Raw genomic sequence first — 19,544 nt, forward strand, 5'->3', positions numbered from 1 at the left:
GAGGAAGACGATCACGCCGATTTGACCGAGGGTTGTGGCGACGAACTCCTCAATCTGCGTGAGTGAGTTGTTGATTTCGTTTTGTTGGGCGGCAGCGACGCCTGTACTTGCGGTGAACACGATCAGGGCGACCAGGGATCGTGCGATACCTTGTCGATAGTGCATGATTCATCCATCTTACCGACGGTACTAATAACCTTAGATAATCTTATTGAAGTATTTCTCTTGGATGCTAGATAGCGGTTTTAATACATAGGAATAGTAAGGAAATTGTATTCAGGCGAGTATTCTGACGCAAGACAGTATCATCTATCCAGTGGTATTCAGACGGTAGCAAAGAGGCCGCGCGCCAGAAACAGGAAACTCGATCGACGCCGCGAGGAGACTGTTTCATCACTCTAATCGAATCGGTTGGAAGGTCCTGACACAATGACTCTAACGCCTCTGTTGAAATCTTTGACCAATGGTGGTGTCTGTGACCGTGCTGAACTCACAGCGCGAATGTGGCACGAGCTGAGAGGCAATCAGTGTGGGAGAGTGAATGCTCGGTGCATAGCGTGTACTGCTCACTAATTGGCCAACCAGCGGTAGATCGATCCCCTGTTCAGATCAGACAATCTTCTACCAGAAATGAACACACGTAAATGAACACACGCGTTTCTTTCTTGTATGCGACCCATACCCTCTCTTATCCGTTACATACTGTTTGAAGGATAGCAATTTAGCCGCTGTTTTTCACTTGCATCTTCCGGGCAAAGCGTACTGTCTATAGGAGCTATTCTATTGTTTGATGTCAAGAAAGCCAGATATGCCGTCCCCACACGGCGGGACGCCCAGACACGAAGAGAGAACGCACGGCGGGACGCCCAGACACGAAGAGCGAGCGACGAGCGATGAGGAGAGAAAGACCACTGATGAGGGGAGATCTCGTCCCCGGCTAATTGATGCAGTCACTCTCATCGGCCTTGGGTACGTGCTCCGAGATTGGGTTGGTCCAGTGAAAGAAAAGTTCAGTTCTGAGGGCGACGATTCCTTGAAACAGGGCCATGGAGTCACTGCCACGATCAAAGGTCGGACGTGGGGGATGACCCACAGCGCGGCCGATCAAGTCCAGCAGAGTGGTCAAAAAGTAGCACAAAAGACGGAGGCGACAACAGAGAACGTCGCCAATCGAATCAGAGAGTCCAGTGAGGGATTCAACGATCAGCTCGAAGAGGGAAGCAAACAGATCGGTGAGATGGTCGAAGAACGCGGTGAACAGGCCGGCGAGGTGCTCGAAGAGGCGGGTGAGATGGTCGAAAAACGCGGTGAAGAGGCCGGCGAGATGGTCGAAGAAGCCGGTGAAATGCTCGAAGAACGTAGTGAAGAGACGGGTGAGATGGTCGAAGAACGCGGTGAAGAGGCGGGTGAGATGGTCGAAGAACGCGGTAAAGAGGCCGGCGAGATAGTCGAAGAGGGTGGTGAAGAGGCCGGCGAGATGGTCGAAGAACGGAGTGAAGAAACCGGCGAGATGCTTGAAGAGGGTGGTGAGATGGTCGAAGACCGTGAAGAGGGTGATGAGATGGTCGACGAACCTCGTGAAGAAGTAGGCGGGATGTTCGGAGAAGGCGGTGAGGCGACTGGCGAAATGAACGAAGAGGGAGAAGACGATGAGTGGGACTCGAAAGAAAAGATGGGGGATGGCGGGACAGAAACAGTCGAAATGACTGATGAGGAAAAAATCGTAGAACGTATCCGTCAGACTCTATCAAAATAGGAAAGTCCTGAGATCCCGAGATTGAATGTGCGCAGTAAGCAGTCGCATGTAGCGGTTGGTTTCGGCCCACACATATGGAATAAATGAGAGTACCGTGCTAAACTCATCCTCTGTATGCAGCAGCCCCGAACTGACAGTGTCACGGTAGTCTGCTAAACTGGTGCTGCATACACAGCGCGAACCTTGCACCGTTGAACGGTTTGTAAACGGTGATGACGGGGTACGCTATGTAACAGCCTTCGGGGGGTACCAAAGTTTCGCTTTCTACGCACCAGTTCTCGTGTAGGTCACGTCGAAATCTACCTGCCAGTCAGCCCCGTCGTCCGAGTATTCCCACGTACCCTCGATCACGTTGCCGTCATCGTCGATGTTGCTCGTGAAGCGTTGTGAGAACTCAGGTGCATCCCTCCACAGTCTCCAGACCTCATCGCTCAAACTCATCTTGTACATCCGGAAGACGTCGCGTGAATCGGCGTAGAGCATCCGAAATTGCTCGCTCGTATCGTCCAAACCGATAATTGAGACGGTAGAGCGCGGCGCGTTCTCGACCCACCCAGGAGGCAATGTCGAAAGATCACTTACCTCCGAACGTTGTACGAGGAACGCTCCGTCTTCTAGCCATTCGAATGTCACGTGTCCACCCTGTACGTTTGCCCATCCAGAGACACCTCGAGTTCCCATTCCCCGATGAGCCGGTTGAGTCGTTCGAGGTCCGGATTTCGACTCGGCGTTCGACCGTTCGCTTCTTCGTTTGACATGGTACTCGTAGTTCGCGAGCGATTTACCTAACTATTGTCCGCGATGGACGATTGGGAAATTGATCTCACCAGTAGGATATTCCGCAGTGTTGCACTCATCTTCTGTATTCAGCAGGCACCTCCTGTCAATTTCTAAGGGCTTCAACAGAGCCACTCTGACCCAAAGCAGAGACAACGAAAATATATAGTGAAACGAAGAATCTCAGCAAATCGCTTTGCTTTATCTATGCGAGACATGATAACTATCGAGTCCAATCTGGATTGAAGCATAGAATTTTAAGCATTGGTACTAGGATGGAAGCATATGGCTGATTCAAATCCACCAGACGAGGAGGGGGCAAGCGGCCGGAACCTTCCATCGACTGGTTCAATTGAATTTTCGACGTATAATATTCCGACAGACCTTACCGCCTTCCAGACCCATCTCCTCTGTCTCATCCACCGATTCGGCCCCGTCGAAGGAGTAAGCCTCCAGAACGCCCTCGAAGACCTCTACCCGGAAGACATCAATCATGGACGGTTGTACCCGAGCCTCGACCGGATGGTCGAGTCTGGACTGATCACCAAGCAAACGAAGGAAAAAGACAAGCGCCGGAAGGAGTACACCCTCACTGGTCGAGGCGAGTGGGTTGCAGAGGAGTATCACCAGTTCGTACGGGAGATGATTACTCCTCCTGCTGAATGAACAACCTGTGAATCCAATTTGTTTGGAGACGCGATAGTCAGGCCATTATTTTCGAATTTCAGTTTCAGTGCATAAAACCAGGGAGTTCTTGGTCGCCAGCCGTGTCGAGGTCGAGTCCCCACTCTTCGAGATCTTCGTCGGTAACCGGATCGCCACCGCCCTCATACAACTCAAGCGCGTCCGCGAGCATGGTTAGTGCTTCGGGCTTCGAATCGCCGAAGGAAGCGATACCCGTCTCGAGGTCGACAGCGGTGATGCTGCCGTCATCCTCGTGAATGAACTTCACCCCCTCTGATCCATTGTCGTGTGTCGCGGTGGCCATCTGGTCCAAAATAGGAGGAAGACGCTGATATGCGTTCGGTCAGTCTTCTCGGACTTGAGCTGATTTACGTCGAGATCAACGTCGCTATTTGCGAGGGCGTTGTTAGAAGTACGAGGACACAATCTGAAGGGAAAACGATGATCGACTCATCACTCATTGAAGGCGATCGAAACGGTGCAGTTCTCAGCGCCGACGGCGTCTACCGCTATCGCCTGTGGCGAACGTGGGACGCCTCGAAGCCGACACTGGCGTTTCTCATGCTCAACCCGAGTACGGCCGACGCGACTGAGGACGATCCGACGATTCGCCGCTGTCTCGGTTTCGCGAAAGAGTGGGGATACGGCTCGCTCGTCGTGGTGAATCTGTTCGCACTTCGAAGCCCCAACCCCGACGCTCTTCGCGAGAACGACGATCCCGTGGGCCCGGAGAACGGCGAACACCTTCAGATCGTCTGGAGGAAGCCGAGATGGTCGTCGCCGCCTGGGGTGCAAATGGCTCGCACCAGGGGCGGGCCAGCGAGGTCGCTGGACTCCTCGAGGGCGATTTCCACGCGCTCGATACGACGAAAGCTGGCCATCCAGTACATCCGTTGTACCAGCCGGCCGATGCTGATCTGATCCCGTGGAGTGCGGACGATCTCGAATCGTGAACCGCCCCAGTATCCACGCTGGCACTCGAGTGCAAGTTCTCGATGGCGGCCTCGGCGCGTCGGCTCGAATGCCGATCGTCGGCCACGATTGGCCTCATGAAACAAGGTCTGGAGGCGCGAATGTCGCACTTGATCCGATTCAGTTTGCGTAGGGTGTTGGTCGGTCAGTACAGAGTTGCTATTGATCACTCTGCAAGTTTCCAGCCGATCGAAAAACCCTGGCGTCGGACAGGGTTTTGCAGGCGATGCCTCAGTACGTCACTGGAGAGCCGTTGGATCGTATGCAGGATGCCACGGCGAGTCTCCAGGACAGGTATTGATACCAGCCCAAATCCGTATAAACCTACATGCTATGTCAAATATTACCACACTTGCGCCAAAAGTTCTGCATTCAGCGGGCAGTATATCTCTGTATTCAGCAGTCAACTCTTGTTATCTACTGGGGGTTTCAACAGAGCGTATTCGCTATACACAAGTGTTTTGGCGTTTCATGGAGTCCTTAAGTTTTTCTCTTCAGAATAGCCTATCGTCGCCGACCAGTGGGATGTATTCCTATTCCTGTATCCTCATTTGTCAGAGTAAGGCCCGTGGCTACTCTATTAGGTTGTTACTCTGAGCTCTCCATCGACCTCATAGAAATACCCACGTTCAAGAAGTCAAGTGAGTGCATGAGACTGTCTCGAAATCCAGTCTATACGGTGCGCAATCGATGTAGAACGAGGGTTCGATCGCCACGCTAACTGCGACGATACATCGTGATACCCACAGCTATTGCCCACAGGTAGAGTACTGGGAGTAACAGCGTCGCAACATCGAAAATCACGTGTCCCTCCGAGCCACCGCCGACGGCAGAGAGGAGCGGATAGAGCGCGGTGATGACCGTGAGCACGCCGAGCCCGACTCCCACCCCAACGACGTACCTAGAGACGAGTTCCGTCCGGCGGAGCGCCCATCCGAACAGCGCGATCCCAGTCCCCAAGATGATCGCGTACATGAGCAAGTGCCCGGCTCCGAAGGGGACGACGATCGAATCGAGAATCAGTTCGCCGCGTTCGGCCTCGCGTGCGCCACGCACGTCCACATACGCCCAGGTCACCCACTGGAGCCCGTTGAGAACGCCCAGTCCGAGGACACCGGCGCTCAGGTAGCCTGCCAACCCCCGTCTGAGCTCGGGAATCGCCCGGAGCAGGGCTACCACCCCGAAGGCGAGAATCGTGATCCCGAGTGCCCAGAATGCGTGGCTAAGCATCCCGAGCAGCGGGGCGCCCGAGGGTGGTGTCTCTGCCTCTATAACGAGTATCCCGCCGACGAAAAACGGAACGCCGGCGAGGATTAGCGCCGCGATCCCGAGCCTCGGATCAGACCCGCCCTCGTCGCTGGGCGGGGCAAACGTGGCCGTAGCCTTTTCGGACATGACTAGTGTTTGAACTCGCCGACCAATTATTGTATCGATTACACGTCTGCCAATCGCCTCTGATATGGATTCGGACGACACGAAATCAAGCAACAGGGCACGGGTGAAGAGTAATTATCGACTGGTAACGGTCTTCAAGCCGACACTGCTTATCTCGAAGTTGCTTTCAGCCTCGGTATCCGAGTCAGAGGTATGGAGATCACCTTCCTCGGAACGAGTGGAGCAGTTCCGACGACACAGCGGAACCCGAGCGCGATCCTGTTACGTCGGAAAGGGGAACGATTTCTCTTCGATGTCGGGGAAGGGACACAGCGACAGATGATGCGCTTCTCTACTGGCTTCGGAATCTCCACTATCTGTCTCACGCATCTTCATGGCGATCACGTTCTCGGTCTTCCCGGACTGCTACAGACGTTAGATTTCAATGAACGAGCTACGCCCCTAGATATCTACACACCAGCAGGCACCTCAGGGGATATCGAAGATTTCCTCGATGCCTCGGGGACGACACCGGACTTCCGCGTCCAGATACATGACGCACCCCCCGGTAATTCGGTCATCGAGCACGAGGAGTACACGATCCGAACTTTCGAAACAGACCATCGAACGCGCTCCGTCGGTTACGCCCTCATCGAAGACGAGCGGAAAGGCCGATTCCATCGTGAGCGAGCTGAGAAACTCGGTGTTCCAGTCGGCCCGAAATTTCAACAGCTCCATGAAGGATCTTCCGTCGAACTCGAGGATGGAACCGTCGTTCGTCCCGAGCAAGTGGTTGGTGAGCCCCGTCCCGGACGTCGCGTCGTCTATACCGGCGATACTCAGCCGACGGACGCTGTCATTTCAGCTTCAGCAGATGCTGATTTACTCATCCATGATGCGATGTTCACACACGACCGGTCTGACCGAGCACAGCAAACGGGCCATGCGACGGCCCAGCAGGCCGCTACCGTGGCCTCTCGTGCCGGTGCTAAACGATTGGCCTTGACGCATATCTCCTCGCGATACGCAAGCAACGTGACGCCTCTCGAGAATGAAGCAATTGAAACGTTCGGTGATGATGCATTCCTCCCCGATGATGGAGATACGATTACGATTCCCTACCCTGAGACAGATATCGAATGATTCGGCACTCGTTTGCTGTCCGAAATTGTTCTCGTAATTGCCTCATGAACCGACGTGGATCGTCATCTGAGTTTTAGACGTTGTTGAAATTCTTATGAAATCATGTGTTTTAGCAGTCATGCTGCAGTCAGCATGAGAAGTTCCCTGAAATCCACGACGGATCGGAAGTTAACACATATATTCGACAATCGTGTGTTCCTCCTTTAGATGCAATTCTGTGACGAATGTGGTTCGATGATGCACACGGAGGACGACACGTGGGTGTGTCGCTCCTGTGAGAACGAGGTGCCGCGGGACTCGCAAGCAGAAGCGGCGATGGCGACCCAGGATGGACAGCGGGACGACGGGGCACCTGCCGTGGTCGACGCGACCCAGGGCTCCACCGAGACGATGCAAGAGCCCTGTCCGGCGGACGACTGCGACAGCGACCGGGCCTACTACGAGATGATGCCGAAACCGGGCGGCTCCTACGAGTTTCGGCTGTTCACCTGCGTCGAGTGCGACCGCAAGTGGCGCGAGTCCTGACGGCGTATTTCGCGAACCCCGCCGCTTACATATGCACAGACCGCCACATCAGACTCTCAACTCTTGGAGGATACTTGGTCTCAAGTGGAGCCAGACATCGACTCCAAACCAACTTCCGCAACGTTCTTGAGGCTATTAACAACCTCTGTCACAAGAGCCTTTGTTGGGATGTTCATTCCCCCCGATTATCGGTGCGGAAATCGTTGGAACACTCCATCTCCAGAAACGGAACCGAAGACAGGGCAGTGTTTGAACTCTTTGGTAACTCAAAACACTCAATTCACAGGCTCAGTGAGCAGCTGATTCCACGTCTCCAGTACGAAGGAAACAACCCTGCCGTGCTGCATGGAACTCTGTATGCAGCACACCCAAAACATCAATTCACAAAGATTTCGACAGAGCCGGATTTTACTATTATGCCACCCTACGTCCTAGTATGAAGTTCACCGTCATCCAGGGAGATATCGCGAACCAAGAGGCAGATGCACTGGTGAACGCAGCTGGGACGAGCCTGCAGATGGGGAGCGGTGTCGCTGGCGCACTTCGGCGGGGTGCAAACGGACCAATCAACGAGGAAGCCGTCTCGAAGGGCCCAGTTGATCTCGGTGGCGTAGCCGTTACCGACGCCTACGACCTCGATGCCGAGTACGTGATCCATGCGGCGGCGATGCCTCATTACGGGGGCGGCCGGGCGACCTCCGAGAGCATTCGCGACGCAACACGAAATACACTCGAGAAAGCCGATGAACTCGGCTGTGAATCCCTCGTCATTCCGATTCTCGGGACAGGAGCGGCCGGCTTCGACTTCGAGTCGGGTGCGCAACTCGTCTGTGAAGAAGTCTGGCTGTACGAACCCACGTCACTCACCGATGTTCGTGTGATCGCGTACTCGGAATCAGAGTATCAGACTGTTACCGAACTCGCAGACCGACTCCACTCGTCGTAGTCAGACTAATCTACCCTCGATGGTTGCGAGATACGTATCTTTTCTAATGGTGAAATCATCTGTGATGCGCTCACGGATCAATAAGATACCATGGAATTCAACCCAGTAGGTCTAATCGTTCCAGTCGGCGTATGATGACAGCAATACTGTCTTCAATTTCTTCTCTCGTTGTCACGCCCGTAATTAGGAGCTTTCCACTCGTGAACAGCAATACAACAGAGTCGGGTTCGTTAAGTCGATAGAGTAATCCTGGAAATTGTTCGGGTTCGTATTCGACAGCTTCGAGTCCAAGGCCGATCGCGATTGCGTTCAAATTCAACTGTTGGTTGAGGTCCGCATTGCTCACGAGATTCTGGATAGTAATCTCCTGATCAGTGGGAATTTCGATCCCGAGATCGTGTAGCGTTTCAAAAACAAGTCGAAGCGCTGTGTCTGCGTTCTCCGCGCTAGTTGCGCCTGTACACACTATTTTTCCGGTTCGAAACAGTAGAACAGTTGCTTTTGGTTCTTGGAGTCGATAGATTAGTCCCGGGAAATGATCCGGATCGTACTGTACGTTATCCAAATCCTGCCCAAGAGCATCAAGTTCTATCTCTTGTCCAATTCCGGTCGATGCAACCACGTTTTGAATTTCGATGGTTTCGACCGCCTTTGTCATTGCAAGACGGTTTCTGTGTATCGTATAAAAACACGAGCATGCTGGCTTAACGATCGTACGATTCGAGAAACTATATCCGCGCCTGTAGTACTTCGGACTATTTGACAGTATGACAGCAGCGCGGACTTTATCGAAGGTACATTGTATTTGGACGATTAGTCGGACATCAGCGAGTGCTTCTCAATCTCTCATCCCCTACATCACAACGACCCGCAAACATCATCCAACAGTATCATTTCTATCTTAAGTGCTGGTAGATGACCGATCATTGCCGTCGTGCATAACTACGCTCAGACAGCTACAGTACCGTTCGTGCGTACAAGGCTAAATCTGATCATAACTCAATTGGGAATTCAAGAGCAGGATCGGCATTAATGATGGCCGATAGATAAGGTTGTAACTGGTCAAACTGATCGGTTGGTCCCGCCAGTTGTCTCTTCGAGTTGTATTCGATGACTCCGGTCTCCTCCATCCTCGGGATATGTGCGTGCTTTAGCTCGATCCCAATCTGTGTCAGGACCTCGGCAGAAACTTCAGTGATAGACTCGTGATGATCGTGTTTGACGATAGCCTTTATGAGGTCGTTCACTGTCAATGACCGCTGTTGATCCGCGAATAGCGCGAGAACGATGCGACGACGTCGGCTCTGACACAGGTCGAGAACTGTGTCAAACTCAATAGTTCTGTTGATCATGATACCGCCCATATCAACACCAGTTGACCCCTCGGCTATACTTAATCCGAGAATTGCAACTGTGGCTGCACAGTGACGTAAGCAGTGATAGTGTACCGCCCTATAAGAGGGCATCTATAGCTCACGCGACTTTTTTGGATGATTTTCCCGACCACCCAAAATTTGTCGTGGCTGAAAGCAGTACTCGCTCAGGACAGGTTTTGTTCCTCGGCGAATCCGGTTTGAGATGATCTAGTGAGAAATATCAAGCTCGTCAGGAAGTTCGCTCATGCTTGATTCGGCGTATCGAAGTCCCTTTCTGATATCCCAGGATGAGTGCCTCTCGCTGTTCCTGCGAATAGGACGAACAGGTAACAGATGGAATCAATGCCTTCCGCGGCAATCTCATCTGTTTTGTTGTCTTTTGCAGCTAAAATCATCTTGGTTATTGTGTTCGATGTCTCACTCGCACATAGTGCAAGTCGGTTTCGTGATTCGGTACAGACTCTGGCGAGCGTCTCGAAAATACGTTTCTTCTTCGATTGCACCAACCGATTCTAGTCGCTCTAACGCAAAACGCACCGTACGCGGAGACAGAAGAGTTTCATCGATGAGCTGTTTCTGGGTCAGTTCTCCTTCTAATTCAAGCACCTTGTAGACGAGTTTAGCGCTCGGAGGCAGGTCTGATAGTTCTGTGTTCGACATTTGATAACCGTACACGATATTCTCTAGCGCGAACCAGCAAATCACCTATGATCCGCTTTTAGTTGAGTGATTAGCTAAACTAGGAAGAACTCATAACTCCTTTCAACTACTGATGAATAGTACTCACATGCGAGTTACTGATGTCGAGACGTTCGTCGTCGATGCGGATTGGCGTAACTGGTTCTTTGTCCAAGTCAAAACAGACGAGGGAATTACTGGCGTCGGTGAAGCGCTCAGTGGAGAAGGATTGACCGCAGCGCTTGAAGCGACTGCTGATGCACATAAGCACTACCTCATCGGAGAGGATCCGCTAAACCGAAAGCAAATCAGCCGGAAATTGCGTCGCTATCCATTTGCGTGGCGCGCAGGAAAACTGATTAACGCCGTTGCGTCTGCGTTCGATATCGCACTCTGGGATATCGCCGGGAAGTACTACGGTGAACCTGTCTGGAAATTGCTCGGTGGCAAAGTTCATGACGAAATCCCAGTGTATGCAAATGGCTGGCATATCGGAAAACGGACACCAGAGAATTACGCCCACCACGCGAAAAAAGCGGTCGAAAAGCAAGGTTATCCGGCGCTGAAATGCGACCCGTTCGCTCACTATGAGTATTCACTGACTAATGATCAGATCGACGAAGTCGCCGAACTACTTGAAGCTGTTCGGGAGGCGGTCGGTTGGGATGTCGGAATTGCTCTCGACTGCCACGGACGATTTTCACGTCGTGGGGCGATTGAGGTCGCAAATGCTCTCGAAGAATATGACATCATGTTCCTTGAAGAGCCCGTCGAGCTCGAAGATCGAGATGTGATGGCCGACGTGGCTCACCACGTCAGTATGCCCGTCGCAACCGGCGAACGCATCTATAATAATGAGACGATGGAAGAGATTGTTCGCAAACAAGCCTGTGACATCGTCCAACCCGACCTAACGAACTACGGAAGCTTACAGGAACTCCAGCACGCGGCAGCCATTGCCAAATCGAGGTACATGACGTTCGCACCCCACAATCCCAACGCTGGTGTGAGTACGGCCGCTGGTTTACACCTCTGTGCCGGGGTCGAAAATCTTGAAGTGCTCGAACATATGAGTCGAGACGTCAAATGGGGCGACGAAATCGTCAAACACGATTTCGAAGTCGAAGACGGGGCGATCGAAGTACCTGACGAACCTGGTCTTGGTGTTGAATTCGACGCAGAGGCTGCACGCCAATACCCTGGAGAAGCGAAAGATAGCCACAGTCTCTTTGACAGCGATGGTGCGCTCAAGCGGCCATAGGGCTGTTTAGTAACGTATTTATTCCGACATAACGGATTTCAGCCTCATTGAAATCCTAAAGCAGTGATATGTTTCGCTGGTCGTGCTGAATATAGAGGATGGATGCAGCATGGAGGCGCTATTCATTTCACGCACTCAGAACGGAACCAACCGCTACATACGGCTGCGAGTGTAACGTCATTACCCGATAACGAAGAACCCCGTCGTGAGGAACGAGGCGACAACCGCGGCGGTGAACACGCCCACCGTTATCCCCAGCGCACGTTGGCGGTCATATTGGCGAACGGCCACAGATGCTGGGAGAGCAGTCATCAGCACAGCGGGCACCACCGAATAAATCACTACACTAGGGACGTATTGATCAAGGCCTGTGGTATCGAAGACGACCAACGAGACGAATTGCCCGAACAGTATTGCGGCGATCGACACGACGCACAGGAGACCGAAGCCGACATCACGCACCCTAATTACGGGGGTTTCGGAGGGGGTTTCCACACGCACATCTCATCAGCGGCCCAATAAATACTTTCCCCGATGCTATGTCTCCGTCAACCGGTAGTTGAACACTCTGTGCTGAGCGACCATCACTTTCGCAAGTCGGCCAAATCTTGTGCAGCATTCGCGCTGTGTATTCAGCAAACCAGTTGTGTCCGTTTCCAATGATTTTAACAGAACCCGGATTTCCTTTTTTGGGACCCGGAGGTACTTACGTTTGGAGCATCAAAGTTCACTCAACCGAAAGAGGCGCTGTCCTTGGCACAGTTGGGACGGAACGTTCGATTAGGCTAGACCGCCAAGGACGTGATCGACGTAATTGCTCACGTTGCCGAACGTTCGTGTTCCTCCACACGATGGCCATTCTAGCTCATATCTGTGCCGTAGGACTGCTATGATCGGGTCTACCAATGGAAATTGAAATTGCGACAATTGGCGGATACGAAGAAGTCGGCCGACAGATGACTGCTGTCCGTGCCGGTGACGACATTGTGATTTTCGATATGGGACTCAACCTATCGAAGGTCCTTATTCACGACAATATCCAAACAGAAGGGATGCACAGTCTCGACCTGATCGACATGGGCGCCATCCCCGACGACCGGGTGATGAGCGACCTCGATGGCGACGTACAAGCGATCGTTCCGACCCACGGGCACCTCGATCATATTGGGGCGATCAGCAAGCTGGCTCATCGGTACGACGCACCTGTCATCGCCACACCATTCACCCTCGAACTGGTCAGAGCGGAACTCGAAGACGAGCAAAAATTCGGCTCTGAAAACGATCTGATCACGATGGACGCGGGCGAAACGATGCGTATCGGCGATCAGGGTTGTGAGCTTGAGTTCGTCAACGTCACCCACTCAATCGTTCAGGCGATTAATCCGGTTCTTCACACGCCAGAGGGCGCGATCGTCTATGGATTGGACAAGCGCATGGATCACACACCGGTCATCGGTGAGCCAATCGATATGAAGCGATTCCGTGAGATTGGCCGCGAGGGTAACGGTGTCCTCTGTTACATTGAGGACTGTACCAACGCAAACAAAAAAGGACGTACGCCCTCCGAAAACGTTGCTCGAGAACATCTTCGTGATACGCTCTATAGTATGGAAGATTACGACGGTGGAATCGTTGCAACGACTTTTTCAAGTCACATCGCTCGAGTAAAATCCCTCGTCGAATTTGCCCGCGAGATCGGTCGCCAACCGATACTACTCGGTCGATCGATGGACCACTACTCTGGGACCGCACAACAGGTGGGTATCGACTTCCCATCGGACGTTCCGATGTACGGATATCGGCATGCCATTGATGAGACGTTCGAACGGATTATGAACGACGGAAAAGAGAACTTCCTTCCTCTTGTGACAGGTCATCAGGGGGAACCGCGCGCGATGCTCACGCGAATGGCTCGAGGCGAGACGTCATACGAACTCGATGACGGCGACAAGGTCGTCTTCTCTGCCCGCGTCATCCCTGAACCGACCAACGAAGGGCAGCGCTACCAGGCCGAAAAACTACTCGGTATGCAGGGTGCTCGCGTATATTCCGATATCCACGTGTCGGGTCACCTCTGTCAGGAAGGTCACTACCAAATGCTTGACGCGCTCCAGCCCCAGCACGTGATCCCTGCCCACCAGGATCTCAAGGGCTTCTCAGGGTACGTTGACCTCGCTTCGAATCAGGGCTACGCGCTCGGTCGTGATCTCCATCCGACGTCGAACGGAAATATTATTCAGCTCGTTTGAATTGAGGCGTAACCCCCACTTGGTCGAGTGATAGTACCTCTGATTTGTGGGGCACCTCTCCTGTGTGGATTACTCGTCGTCCTGTGCTTTTTTTGCTTTGATATCTTCGAGTTGACCGAGTAGATCGTCCGTTGAGCCACCAGTTTCGACAGTAATCGTTCCTTCGTGTTCGTGCTCGTGGACACTCACAGCTGCATCTTCATCGTCTTCTGTATCCTTATTTTGATGCTGTTGCTCAGACTCGTCGTAGCTTCCAAAACCCATAGTAGTAACACTGGGGCCCAGCGGTATAGTTCCAGCGGTTCAACTATCTCGGTATAAAGAGATGTCGTAAGTGAACGAAACCTACTTACGTACCACTAAAAAACTAGAATTCAGCTTCAGTGCGGCTACGTATCTTCACCCTTCATAGCTAGCCTCTATCGGATCTGATCGATCGGGCCGCACATTTGCTTGAAACCGCTTCATGCTCTCACCCCTGAGCGGTTACCATACACGCCCGTGAATCATGACCGTAGAATACGATCTTCCCTGTTCAGCATGCGGGGAGAGGTTCGAAGAAGCGACGGTTGACCCGTTGGAAGCAGGGGATTCAGTGACAACGACTGATTCGATCGTTGTCGCCGTATGCCAATCGTGCGGTGAACGGTACTATCCCGAACAGACACTCCGTACGCTCGATCAGTCATCGACTCCAGAATCGAACAGCTAGCGAACAACCTCAACTTGAAACAGATACCTATGCCAACGCCCGATTCCGAAAAACCACTCCGAGCAATCGATTTCGAGGAACTCCCGAACAGTCTCACCGAGGATTCAGTAATTCTCGTTGCAAAACCTGCGCCACTGGATGAGTACGCCGTCTCGCTACGGATTTTGGATCGTTTTACGTCTCCCGCAGAACGCCGAATTATCGTCACGACGGCTGTTTCTGCTGAACGAACGATCCAACAACAAATATTTCTCGCATCACCAGAATCTGGCCGATTCGGGGTTGTCGATGCGACTCCGCAAAATCACCCCTCTTCTCCATTCCAGAAGTATCCAGTCGTCTCGTTACCGCACTCGGTCGAATTGACTCGGCTCGTACTCGCACTCTGGGAGCTAGAAGCCTCGATGGCGAGCGATAGCCAGAAGACCCATTTTGGGATTCGATCACTCACGCCGCTACTCGCAGACGACGGTCTGGAACGCACCATCAGTGTCCTTAAACACCTCATCGAGGGGCGGACTGACTCGGGGCTCGTCGTCCTTGGTTTCGAGTACACCAAACACGATGAGGACACGCTCTCTGCACTGAAAGAGATCGTCGATGGAATCGTCTGGATCGAAGAACAAACAGTCGGTTCAATTTCAGCGGAGCACCGGCGAGTACACGCACATCTGGATGGCATATGATTGCGTTTTTCGAGCTTTGTTGAAACCCAATTCCCCACACGTATTTTAGAACGAAATAAATGCCCCAATACGAGCGCTTATTGAACATAGTCTTATAGTTAGGGCGATACAGCTAAAGCGGTAGGAATGTCGGTGTCAGAGGCACATCCTACCGTATGTTTCCACAATGGCATGAACAAACAAAGGTCTTTTTCAAATGTCTTGTATATTTCTGGTTTTTAGAGATTAAGCGCGTTTCCTGTGATCACCTATGCTGATGACTGAGGTATTAAACCTATCATCAATTGAGGTGGTCAAGAGGGCTGCTTTCTCCAAGCTGCCACACAGTCGAATGCAGAATCATCTCACGAAACTCCTACAAAACTTTTGCGTGAGCCAACGATAAACTCGAATCGGTTCCTGTTGCTCACCACTTCATGAGCGCACTTCGTCCATGAAAACGTACGAGAATGACGAAAAATGTCGTCACGCCAGTCAGCGCAAACGCACCCCCGACGTAGAAGACCGACGCCATACTCACCTCGACCATCAGCCAGCCGCCGAGCAAGGGAGCGATCACGCTTCCTGGACGCCAGACGAGCTCGCGGATACCGAAACTCGAGGCGACACCGCCTTCTTCGGTGCCTTCGTCGGCGAACAACGCCATGCTCGCTGGTTCGCGGAAACTATCGGCGATGCCGAGGAGTCCGGAGAGGAAAACGAGCGGGAAAAATGCCGGAGATACCTCGCCAATCAAGACGAGTTGATCGCCGGTCGAGTTGTATGGCAGCCACGCAGGGAGCGTGCTCCCAGCGAGTACAGCGGGAATTGCCACGACGAGTTCAGAGGGAAACCCGAGGGCCGCCCCTACCAACGGTGAAAGCGGGACAGCCAACGCGATGAGCCCGTAAGCTGCTCCACCTGCAAAGACGAACAGCGCCCGTCCATATCCGTCCGAGAGCCGTCCGGTAAACGGTTGACAGCACATATTGGTGAACTTTTCAGCAACGACCGTCAGCGCGACAGCGAAGCCGCCGTATGCAAGACCGCCTTCAGCGGCAGAGACGCCAGCGAAAATCGGCACCCACGTCCGAACGAGGGTTACAGAGAACGCGTACTGGAAGCGAAACGTCGAGAGCGTCAAGATGCGCCGATTGAGTGCCAACCCCGAAAACGGGAACCCTTCGATCCGCGTCTCGTCCGGGTTCAGAAACCAGAAGGTTCCGACCCAGGCGACGACCATGATACAGACGATGACGAGGAAAATCGGACCGAACCCGAACGCGTCGTAGAGCGTGCCCGCACTGATGCTGCCGAGAATCGACGCCCCGAAGCTCGCCGCGTTTGCCTTCCCGATGTAGTTTGCTCGCGTTCCCACATCGGCGATCTGACCGACCAACGACAGCGTCATCAGGCCAGTGCCCGTGACGGCGACGCCCTGGAGCGCGCGGATCGCGATGAACGAGGCGCTTGAGTCGACGACTGGGAACAGCGCGTAGACGCCAACGCCGACACCGAGCACGATAAGCAAGACGAGCCGCTTATCGAAGCGATCACCTGCCCAAGCAAGAGGGACGACGGCGACGGTTTGGGCGAGGGTGAACCCGGTCGTATACAGTCCGATGATGAGACCGGCGCTGATCGTTACGCCGAGAACGGTCGTACTCGAGGGATCGAGCGTATTGATGTAGTACGGCAGCAGCGTGATCAAGGTGATAAAGCCAAACCCTTCTGCGAAACGTGTGAGATAAAGTACCCAAAATTGGACTCGTTTGTCGTCCACACTCTGGTTTTTGACGATCCGAGTAAAGATATTTCGATTATCTCAGAGAGCGGAATCCACCGCTGCGAGAGAGCAGCTCGCGAGTACACACTGTTGCCAACGCGTGGGAAGCGGGTGGGTGCTATATTGTGCGGGCCGAAGTGGTATCGACTGATGCCCGAAGAAGAACTTTTCAAAACGGAGGAATCACGATCCCGAGCGGAGATTGCCGAGGTCCTCATTGCCGCTGCCGAACAGATCAAAACCGGCTCTGTCCACCTGGAGAGTGAGACAGAGGAAGAGCGCGTGACGATTCCCGACAGGACGACGTTCGAGATCGAACTCGAGCGACTCACCGACTCCGAAACCGGCGAGAAGCGGTACGAACTCGAGTACGAAATCCGATGGACAGAGTAACGTCGTCATCCTCGGTCAATTGCCACGAGCAAGCGTTCGCATGATGGCGAACGACCGCCCCGTTGCCAGAGATCCGCTAGTGCCCCCTCACTCGAGAACGGGTGTCAGGGAAACCGGAACGTCTCCAAATTCTTCGGCTGATACGTCCTGACGTTGTGATTCTGGTACAGTGCGGAGGAGAGTTGATCTGTCGCCTGTTCGTCGCCGTGAACGCAGAGAATCGTCTCCGGTCGGGGGTTCATCTCGTCGACGTACTGTTCGAGGCTGGCTCGGTCGGCGTGGCCGGAGAAACCGCTCACCGATTCGATCCTGAGTTCGAGCGTCAGGCGATTCGCGCGATCAGCCCGTCCAGGGAGGGAGATTTCCACGTTCCCGCCCTGAATTCTGCGCCCGAGGGTCCCCTCGGCCTGGTACCCGACGAACAGGAGGGTGTTCGTCTGATTCGGTCCGAGCAGTTCGAGCCAGGACATGATCGGCCCGCCGGTCACCATCCCCGACGTCGAGAGGATCACGCAAGGGTCGCCGCTCGCGATCTCCTCGCGCATCTCCTGTCCGCCGTCTACTTGCCGGAACTGGTCTGCGATGAACGGATTCTCGTCTTCATGGAGGATACGCTGTTGTAGCCCATCCCTGAGGTAATCGGGGTACGCCGTGTGAATCGCGGTCGCTTCCCGAATCATGCCGTCCAGATAGACCGGCATCGTCGGAATCGTTCCCTCTCGCATCGCCTCCTCCAGGACCAACATCAGTTCCTGGGAGCGACCGACTGCGAACGCGGGGATGACGACGATCCCGTCCTCCTCGTACGTCTCCCTGATGATTTCGTGGACCTTCGCTTCGCTCTCCTCGGTGTCCGTCTGATAGTCGCCACGGCGACCGTACGTCGACTCCATGACCATCGCCTCCGCGCGAGGGAAATCGTTCACGGCGCCGTTGAACAGCCGCGTCGGCTCGTAGTGAACGTCGCCCGAGAAGAGGATGTTGTAGAACCCGCTTCCGATGTGAAAGTGAGCGGACGCACTTCCCAGGATGTGCCCCGCATTGTGCATCGTCAGTTTGACGTCAGGTGCGATGTCGGTGACGTTACCATACTCGACTGGAATCGTGTGCTTGATCGCCTGTCGGACCTGCTCGCTTGAGTACGGCGGCGTTCGACCCTCCTTCGAGGCCACGGTCAGATAGTCCAACTGCAACAGCCCCATCAGATCACGCGTCGGTTCAGTCGTGTAAACCGGTCCGTCGTATCCGTACTTGAACAACAGCGGAAGCAACGCACTGTGGTCGAGGTGAGCGTGGGTCAGCACCACGGCGTCGATACCCGTCAATGGCATCGCCTCGGGCGCATGAAGGTAGGGAACTTCCCCCTCGGCACCCGGTTTGTCGCCGCAGTCAATGAGAATCCTCGTATTTGGGGTGTGAAGCACGAAACTCGCGCGACCGACTTCGCGACAACAACCCAGCGTCGTGATCCGCACCCACTCGAGGTCCTTTGCGGGTTCGCCGTGTATCTTCTCGCCGACCTTTGCGAGGAAGTCGCGTCGTTCTCCGCGTTCCTGGGTCAGGAAGTTCCTGACGCTGTCGACGGTCGAGGACTCCATCGGCGGCGTTCGAACCACTTCCAGGTTCCAGCCGATCTCTCGGGTGATCTCGCGGAGCGTACTCCCTCGCTGTCCGATGACAAGCCCCGGCTTCTCAGCTTCGACAATCACTTCTCCGATCGTCGGATAGAACTCGAGATCCTGAATGTGGGCCTCATCAGGAGCAATGTCGCGAATTTTCGTTTCTGCGTCCGACGGACTCGACTGTGCCCCCGGCGCTGGCCGTATCGTCACCCGTTTTTGGAGTGACCGTGCGAGGTCCCCGATGAGATCGCTGTTTTCAGCGAACTTGCGAGGGGTCTCGGTGTAGATGACGAGGTCTGGTCCCTCGTACTGGACTTCGGTAACGTCCAGATGTGAGGGCACCTGCGTGACAATGCGTTCGTGTAAGTCTGAGTGGGTCGTATCGTCGCTCATAGAGAGGGGATCGCTGTCTCGTTACAATCTGACCGAGATCGGTTGTTGTGGTCTACGTCGGTGGCGTACTCGGTATCGAGAGACCGACTGGCCAGAATCTCTCGGAAGAATCGGTCAATCGAGTACCGAGCGCTCGGTCAAAGCTGTCGAGAGACGCGATGAACTGGTACCAGTATCTTCGCAACGAGGGTTAAAAACCTTCCCACTGTGCAGCAGGTTATGTTTAGTTTGC

General features: G+C 53.8%; 20 protein-coding genes and 1 pseudogene. 10 read left to right on the forward strand and 11 right to left on the reverse strand.

Translation table 11 applies throughout. The annotated features are described in order from the left end of the window. Window positions 1-790 precede the first annotated feature (790 nt). On the forward strand, window positions 791-1,756 hold the full coding sequence (locus ACFQO4_RS19065; protein WP_312912661.1) for a hypothetical protein: 966 nt from the start codon (window positions 791-793) through the stop codon (window positions 1,754-1,756). A 264-nt stretch (window positions 1,757-2,020) separates the two neighbouring features. On the opposite strand, the gene ACFQO4_RS19070 is transcribed toward ACFQO4_RS19065, so the two are convergent. Further along, window positions 2,021-2,389 (reverse strand): hypothetical protein, encoded by a 369-nt coding sequence (locus ACFQO4_RS19070; protein WP_500262435.1) that lies wholly within the window; start codon window positions 2,387-2,389, stop codon window positions 2,021-2,023. Continuing rightward, window positions 2,386-2,514 carry a hypothetical protein gene (locus ACFQO4_RS19075; RefSeq protein WP_500262436.1) on the reverse strand — a complete coding sequence of 43 codons (129 nt, stop codon included), beginning with the start codon at window positions 2,512-2,514 and terminating at the stop codon, window positions 2,386-2,388. The genes ACFQO4_RS19070 and ACFQO4_RS19075 overlap by 4 nt, the downstream gene beginning before the upstream one ends. Window positions 2,515-2,818: 304 nt before the next feature. On the opposite strand from ACFQO4_RS19075, the gene ACFQO4_RS19080 reads away from it, so the two are divergent. After that, on the forward strand, window positions 2,819-3,199 hold the full coding sequence (locus ACFQO4_RS19080) for a PadR family transcriptional regulator (RefSeq protein ID WP_312912659.1): 381 nt from the start codon (window positions 2,819-2,821) through the stop codon (window positions 3,197-3,199). 64 nt (window positions 3,200-3,263) lie between these two features. On the opposite strand, the gene ACFQO4_RS19085 is transcribed toward ACFQO4_RS19080, so the two are convergent. Further along, complete coding sequence (locus ACFQO4_RS19085) at window positions 3,264-3,521, reverse strand: type II toxin-antitoxin system HicB family antitoxin (RefSeq protein WP_312912658.1); 258 nt, start codon at window positions 3,519-3,521, stop codon at window positions 3,264-3,266. A 257-nt stretch (window positions 3,522-3,778) separates the two neighbouring features. On the opposite strand from ACFQO4_RS19085, the pseudogene ACFQO4_RS19090 reads away from it, so the two are divergent. Next, window positions 3,779-4,170 (forward strand): annotated as a pseudogene (locus tag ACFQO4_RS19090) (DUF1643 domain-containing protein). A 736-nt stretch (window positions 4,171-4,906) separates the two neighbouring features. On the opposite strand, the gene ACFQO4_RS19095 reads toward ACFQO4_RS19090, so the two are convergent. Next, entirely contained in the window at window positions 4,907-5,584 is a 678-nt protein-coding gene (locus ACFQO4_RS19095; protein ID WP_500262437.1) for a hypothetical protein, read from the reverse strand. Between the two features lie 192 nt (window positions 5,585-5,776). On the opposite strand from ACFQO4_RS19095, the gene rnz reads away from it, so the two are divergent. The 3 genes from rnz (at window position 5,777) to ACFQO4_RS19110 (ending at window position 8,177) form a co-directional block, all read left to right on the forward strand. Next, window positions 5,777-6,706, forward strand: a complete 930-nt coding sequence (rnz, locus tag ACFQO4_RS19100) for a ribonuclease Z (protein WP_500262438.1) — start codon at window positions 5,777-5,779, stop codon at window positions 6,704-6,706. A 207-nt stretch (window positions 6,707-6,913) separates the two neighbouring features. After that, window positions 6,914-7,231, forward strand: coding sequence for an RPA12/RPB9/RPC11 RNA polymerase family protein (locus ACFQO4_RS19105; RefSeq protein WP_500262439.1), 318 nt, complete (start codon window positions 6,914-6,916; stop codon window positions 7,229-7,231). A 436-nt stretch (window positions 7,232-7,667) separates the two neighbouring features. Then, the gene (locus ACFQO4_RS19110; protein ID WP_500262440.1) at window positions 7,668-8,177 is read left to right on the forward strand and encodes a macro domain-containing protein; all 510 of its coding nucleotides are present in this window, start codon (window positions 7,668-7,670) and stop codon (window positions 8,175-8,177) included. Between the two features lie 97 nt (window positions 8,178-8,274). On the opposite strand, the gene ACFQO4_RS19115 is transcribed toward ACFQO4_RS19110, so the two are convergent. The 3 genes from ACFQO4_RS19115 to ACFQO4_RS19125 form a co-directional block, all read right to left on the reverse strand. After that, complete coding sequence (locus ACFQO4_RS19115; RefSeq protein WP_500262441.1) at window positions 8,275-8,835, reverse strand: TATA-box-binding protein; 561 nt, start codon at window positions 8,833-8,835, stop codon at window positions 8,275-8,277. 334 nt (window positions 8,836-9,169) lie between these two features. Next, window positions 9,170-9,643, reverse strand: a complete 474-nt coding sequence (locus ACFQO4_RS19120) for a DUF7344 domain-containing protein (RefSeq protein ID WP_500262442.1) — start codon at window positions 9,641-9,643, stop codon at window positions 9,170-9,172. 327 nt (window positions 9,644-9,970) lie between these two features. After that, window positions 9,971-10,213 (reverse strand): winged helix-turn-helix transcriptional regulator, encoded by a 243-nt coding sequence (locus tag ACFQO4_RS19125; protein WP_500262443.1) that lies wholly within the window; start codon window positions 10,211-10,213, stop codon window positions 9,971-9,973. A gap of 127 nt (window positions 10,214-10,340) precedes the next feature. Between ACFQO4_RS19125 and ACFQO4_RS19130 the strand changes: the two genes are divergently transcribed. Beyond that, entirely contained in the window at window positions 10,341-11,492 is a 1,152-nt protein-coding gene (locus ACFQO4_RS19130) for a mandelate racemase/muconate lactonizing enzyme family protein (RefSeq protein ID WP_500262444.1), read from the forward strand. A gap of 180 nt (window positions 11,493-11,672) precedes the next feature. On the opposite strand, the gene ACFQO4_RS19135 is transcribed toward ACFQO4_RS19130, so the two are convergent. Further along, window positions 11,673-11,987 carry a hypothetical protein gene (locus ACFQO4_RS19135; protein ID WP_500262445.1) on the reverse strand — a complete coding sequence of 105 codons (315 nt, stop codon included), beginning with the start codon at window positions 11,985-11,987 and terminating at the stop codon, window positions 11,673-11,675. 410 nt (window positions 11,988-12,397) lie between these two features. Here ACFQO4_RS19135 and ACFQO4_RS19140 point away from each other — a divergent pair, with 410 nt between their 5' ends. After that, window positions 12,398-13,741: an RNase J family beta-CASP ribonuclease gene (locus ACFQO4_RS19140; protein ID WP_312912646.1), complete on the forward strand. Its 1,344-nt coding sequence runs from the start codon at window positions 12,398-12,400 to the stop codon at window positions 13,739-13,741. 69 nt (window positions 13,742-13,810) lie between these two features. Here ACFQO4_RS19140 and ACFQO4_RS19145 read toward each other — a convergent pair whose 3' ends face one another. Next, the gene (locus ACFQO4_RS19145) at window positions 13,811-14,005 is read right to left on the reverse strand and encodes a DUF5786 family protein (RefSeq protein WP_312912645.1); all 195 of its coding nucleotides are present in this window, start codon (window positions 14,003-14,005) and stop codon (window positions 13,811-13,813) included. Between the two features lie 477 nt (window positions 14,006-14,482). Between ACFQO4_RS19145 and ACFQO4_RS19150 the strand changes: the two genes are divergently transcribed. Further along, window positions 14,483-15,139, forward strand: a complete 657-nt coding sequence (locus ACFQO4_RS19150) for a DUF7504 family protein (RefSeq protein WP_312912644.1) — start codon at window positions 14,483-14,485, stop codon at window positions 15,137-15,139. 406 nt (window positions 15,140-15,545) lie between these two features. Here the strand turns inward: ACFQO4_RS19150 and ACFQO4_RS19155 are convergent, their stop codons facing one another. Beyond that, a complete protein-coding gene (locus ACFQO4_RS19155) occupies window positions 15,546-16,901 on the reverse strand; it encodes an MFS transporter (RefSeq protein WP_312912643.1) in 1,356 nt (451 codons plus the stop codon). Between the two features lie 153 nt (window positions 16,902-17,054). Between ACFQO4_RS19155 and ACFQO4_RS19160 the strand changes: the two genes are divergently transcribed. Next, complete coding sequence (locus tag ACFQO4_RS19160; RefSeq protein WP_312912642.1) at window positions 17,055-17,297, forward strand: amphi-Trp domain-containing protein; 243 nt, start codon at window positions 17,055-17,057, stop codon at window positions 17,295-17,297. Between the two features lie 104 nt (window positions 17,298-17,401). Here ACFQO4_RS19160 and ACFQO4_RS19165 read toward each other — a convergent pair whose 3' ends face one another. Next, window positions 17,402-19,312: a beta-CASP ribonuclease aCPSF1 gene (locus tag ACFQO4_RS19165; protein WP_312912866.1), complete on the reverse strand. Its 1,911-nt coding sequence runs from the start codon at window positions 19,310-19,312 to the stop codon at window positions 17,402-17,404. Between the last annotated feature and the right edge of the window lie 232 nt (window positions 19,313-19,544).

Source organism: Saliphagus sp. GCM10025334, assembly GCF_042663485.1.
Lineage (GTDB): Archaea > Halobacteriota > Halobacteria > Halobacteriales > Natrialbaceae > Natronosalvus.

Excerpts from the sequence above, each read along its gene's own strand:
- ACFQO4_RS19065 (WP_312912661.1), top strand. The coding sequence starts at position 791 with ATGTCAAGAAAGCCAGATATGCCGTCCCCACACGGCGGGACGCCCAGA.
- ACFQO4_RS19075 (WP_500262436.1), bottom strand. The coding sequence starts at position 2,514 with ATGTCAAACGAAGAAGCGAACGGTCGAACGCCGAGTCGAAATCCGGAC.
- ACFQO4_RS19080 (WP_312912659.1), top strand. The coding sequence starts at position 2,819 with ATGGCTGATTCAAATCCACCAGACGAGGAGGGGGCAAGCGGCCGGAAC.
- ACFQO4_RS19085 (WP_312912658.1), bottom strand. The coding sequence starts at position 3,521 with ATGGCCACCGCGACACACGACAATGGATCAGAGGGGGTGAAGTTCATT.
- ACFQO4_RS19095 (WP_500262437.1), bottom strand. The coding sequence starts at position 5,584 with ATGTCCGAAAAGGCTACGGCCACGTTTGCCCCGCCCAGCGACGAGGGC.
- rnz (WP_500262438.1), top strand. The coding sequence starts at position 5,777 with ATGGAGATCACCTTCCTCGGAACGAGTGGAGCAGTTCCGACGACACAG.
- ACFQO4_RS19105 (WP_500262439.1), top strand. The coding sequence starts at position 6,914 with ATGCAATTCTGTGACGAATGTGGTTCGATGATGCACACGGAGGACGAC.
- ACFQO4_RS19110 (WP_500262440.1), top strand. The coding sequence starts at position 7,668 with ATGAAGTTCACCGTCATCCAGGGAGATATCGCGAACCAAGAGGCAGAT.
- ACFQO4_RS19115 (WP_500262441.1), bottom strand. The coding sequence starts at position 8,835 with ATGACAAAGGCGGTCGAAACCATCGAAATTCAAAACGTGGTTGCATCG.
- ACFQO4_RS19120 (WP_500262442.1), bottom strand. The coding sequence starts at position 9,643 with ATGCCCTCTTATAGGGCGGTACACTATCACTGCTTACGTCACTGTGCA.
- ACFQO4_RS19125 (WP_500262443.1), bottom strand. The coding sequence starts at position 10,213 with ATGTCGAACACAGAACTATCAGACCTGCCTCCGAGCGCTAAACTCGTC.
- ACFQO4_RS19130 (WP_500262444.1), top strand. The coding sequence starts at position 10,341 with ATGCGAGTTACTGATGTCGAGACGTTCGTCGTCGATGCGGATTGGCGT.
- ACFQO4_RS19140 (WP_312912646.1), top strand. The coding sequence starts at position 12,398 with ATGGAAATTGAAATTGCGACAATTGGCGGATACGAAGAAGTCGGCCGA.
- ACFQO4_RS19145 (WP_312912645.1), bottom strand. The coding sequence starts at position 14,005 with ATGGGTTTTGGAAGCTACGACGAGTCTGAGCAACAGCATCAAAATAAG.
- ACFQO4_RS19150 (WP_312912644.1), top strand. The coding sequence starts at position 14,483 with ATGCCAACGCCCGATTCCGAAAAACCACTCCGAGCAATCGATTTCGAG.
- ACFQO4_RS19160 (WP_312912642.1), top strand. The coding sequence starts at position 17,055 with ATGCCCGAAGAAGAACTTTTCAAAACGGAGGAATCACGATCCCGAGCG.
- ACFQO4_RS19165 (WP_312912866.1), bottom strand. The coding sequence starts at position 19,312 with ATGAGCGACGATACGACCCACTCAGACTTACACGAACGCATTGTCACG.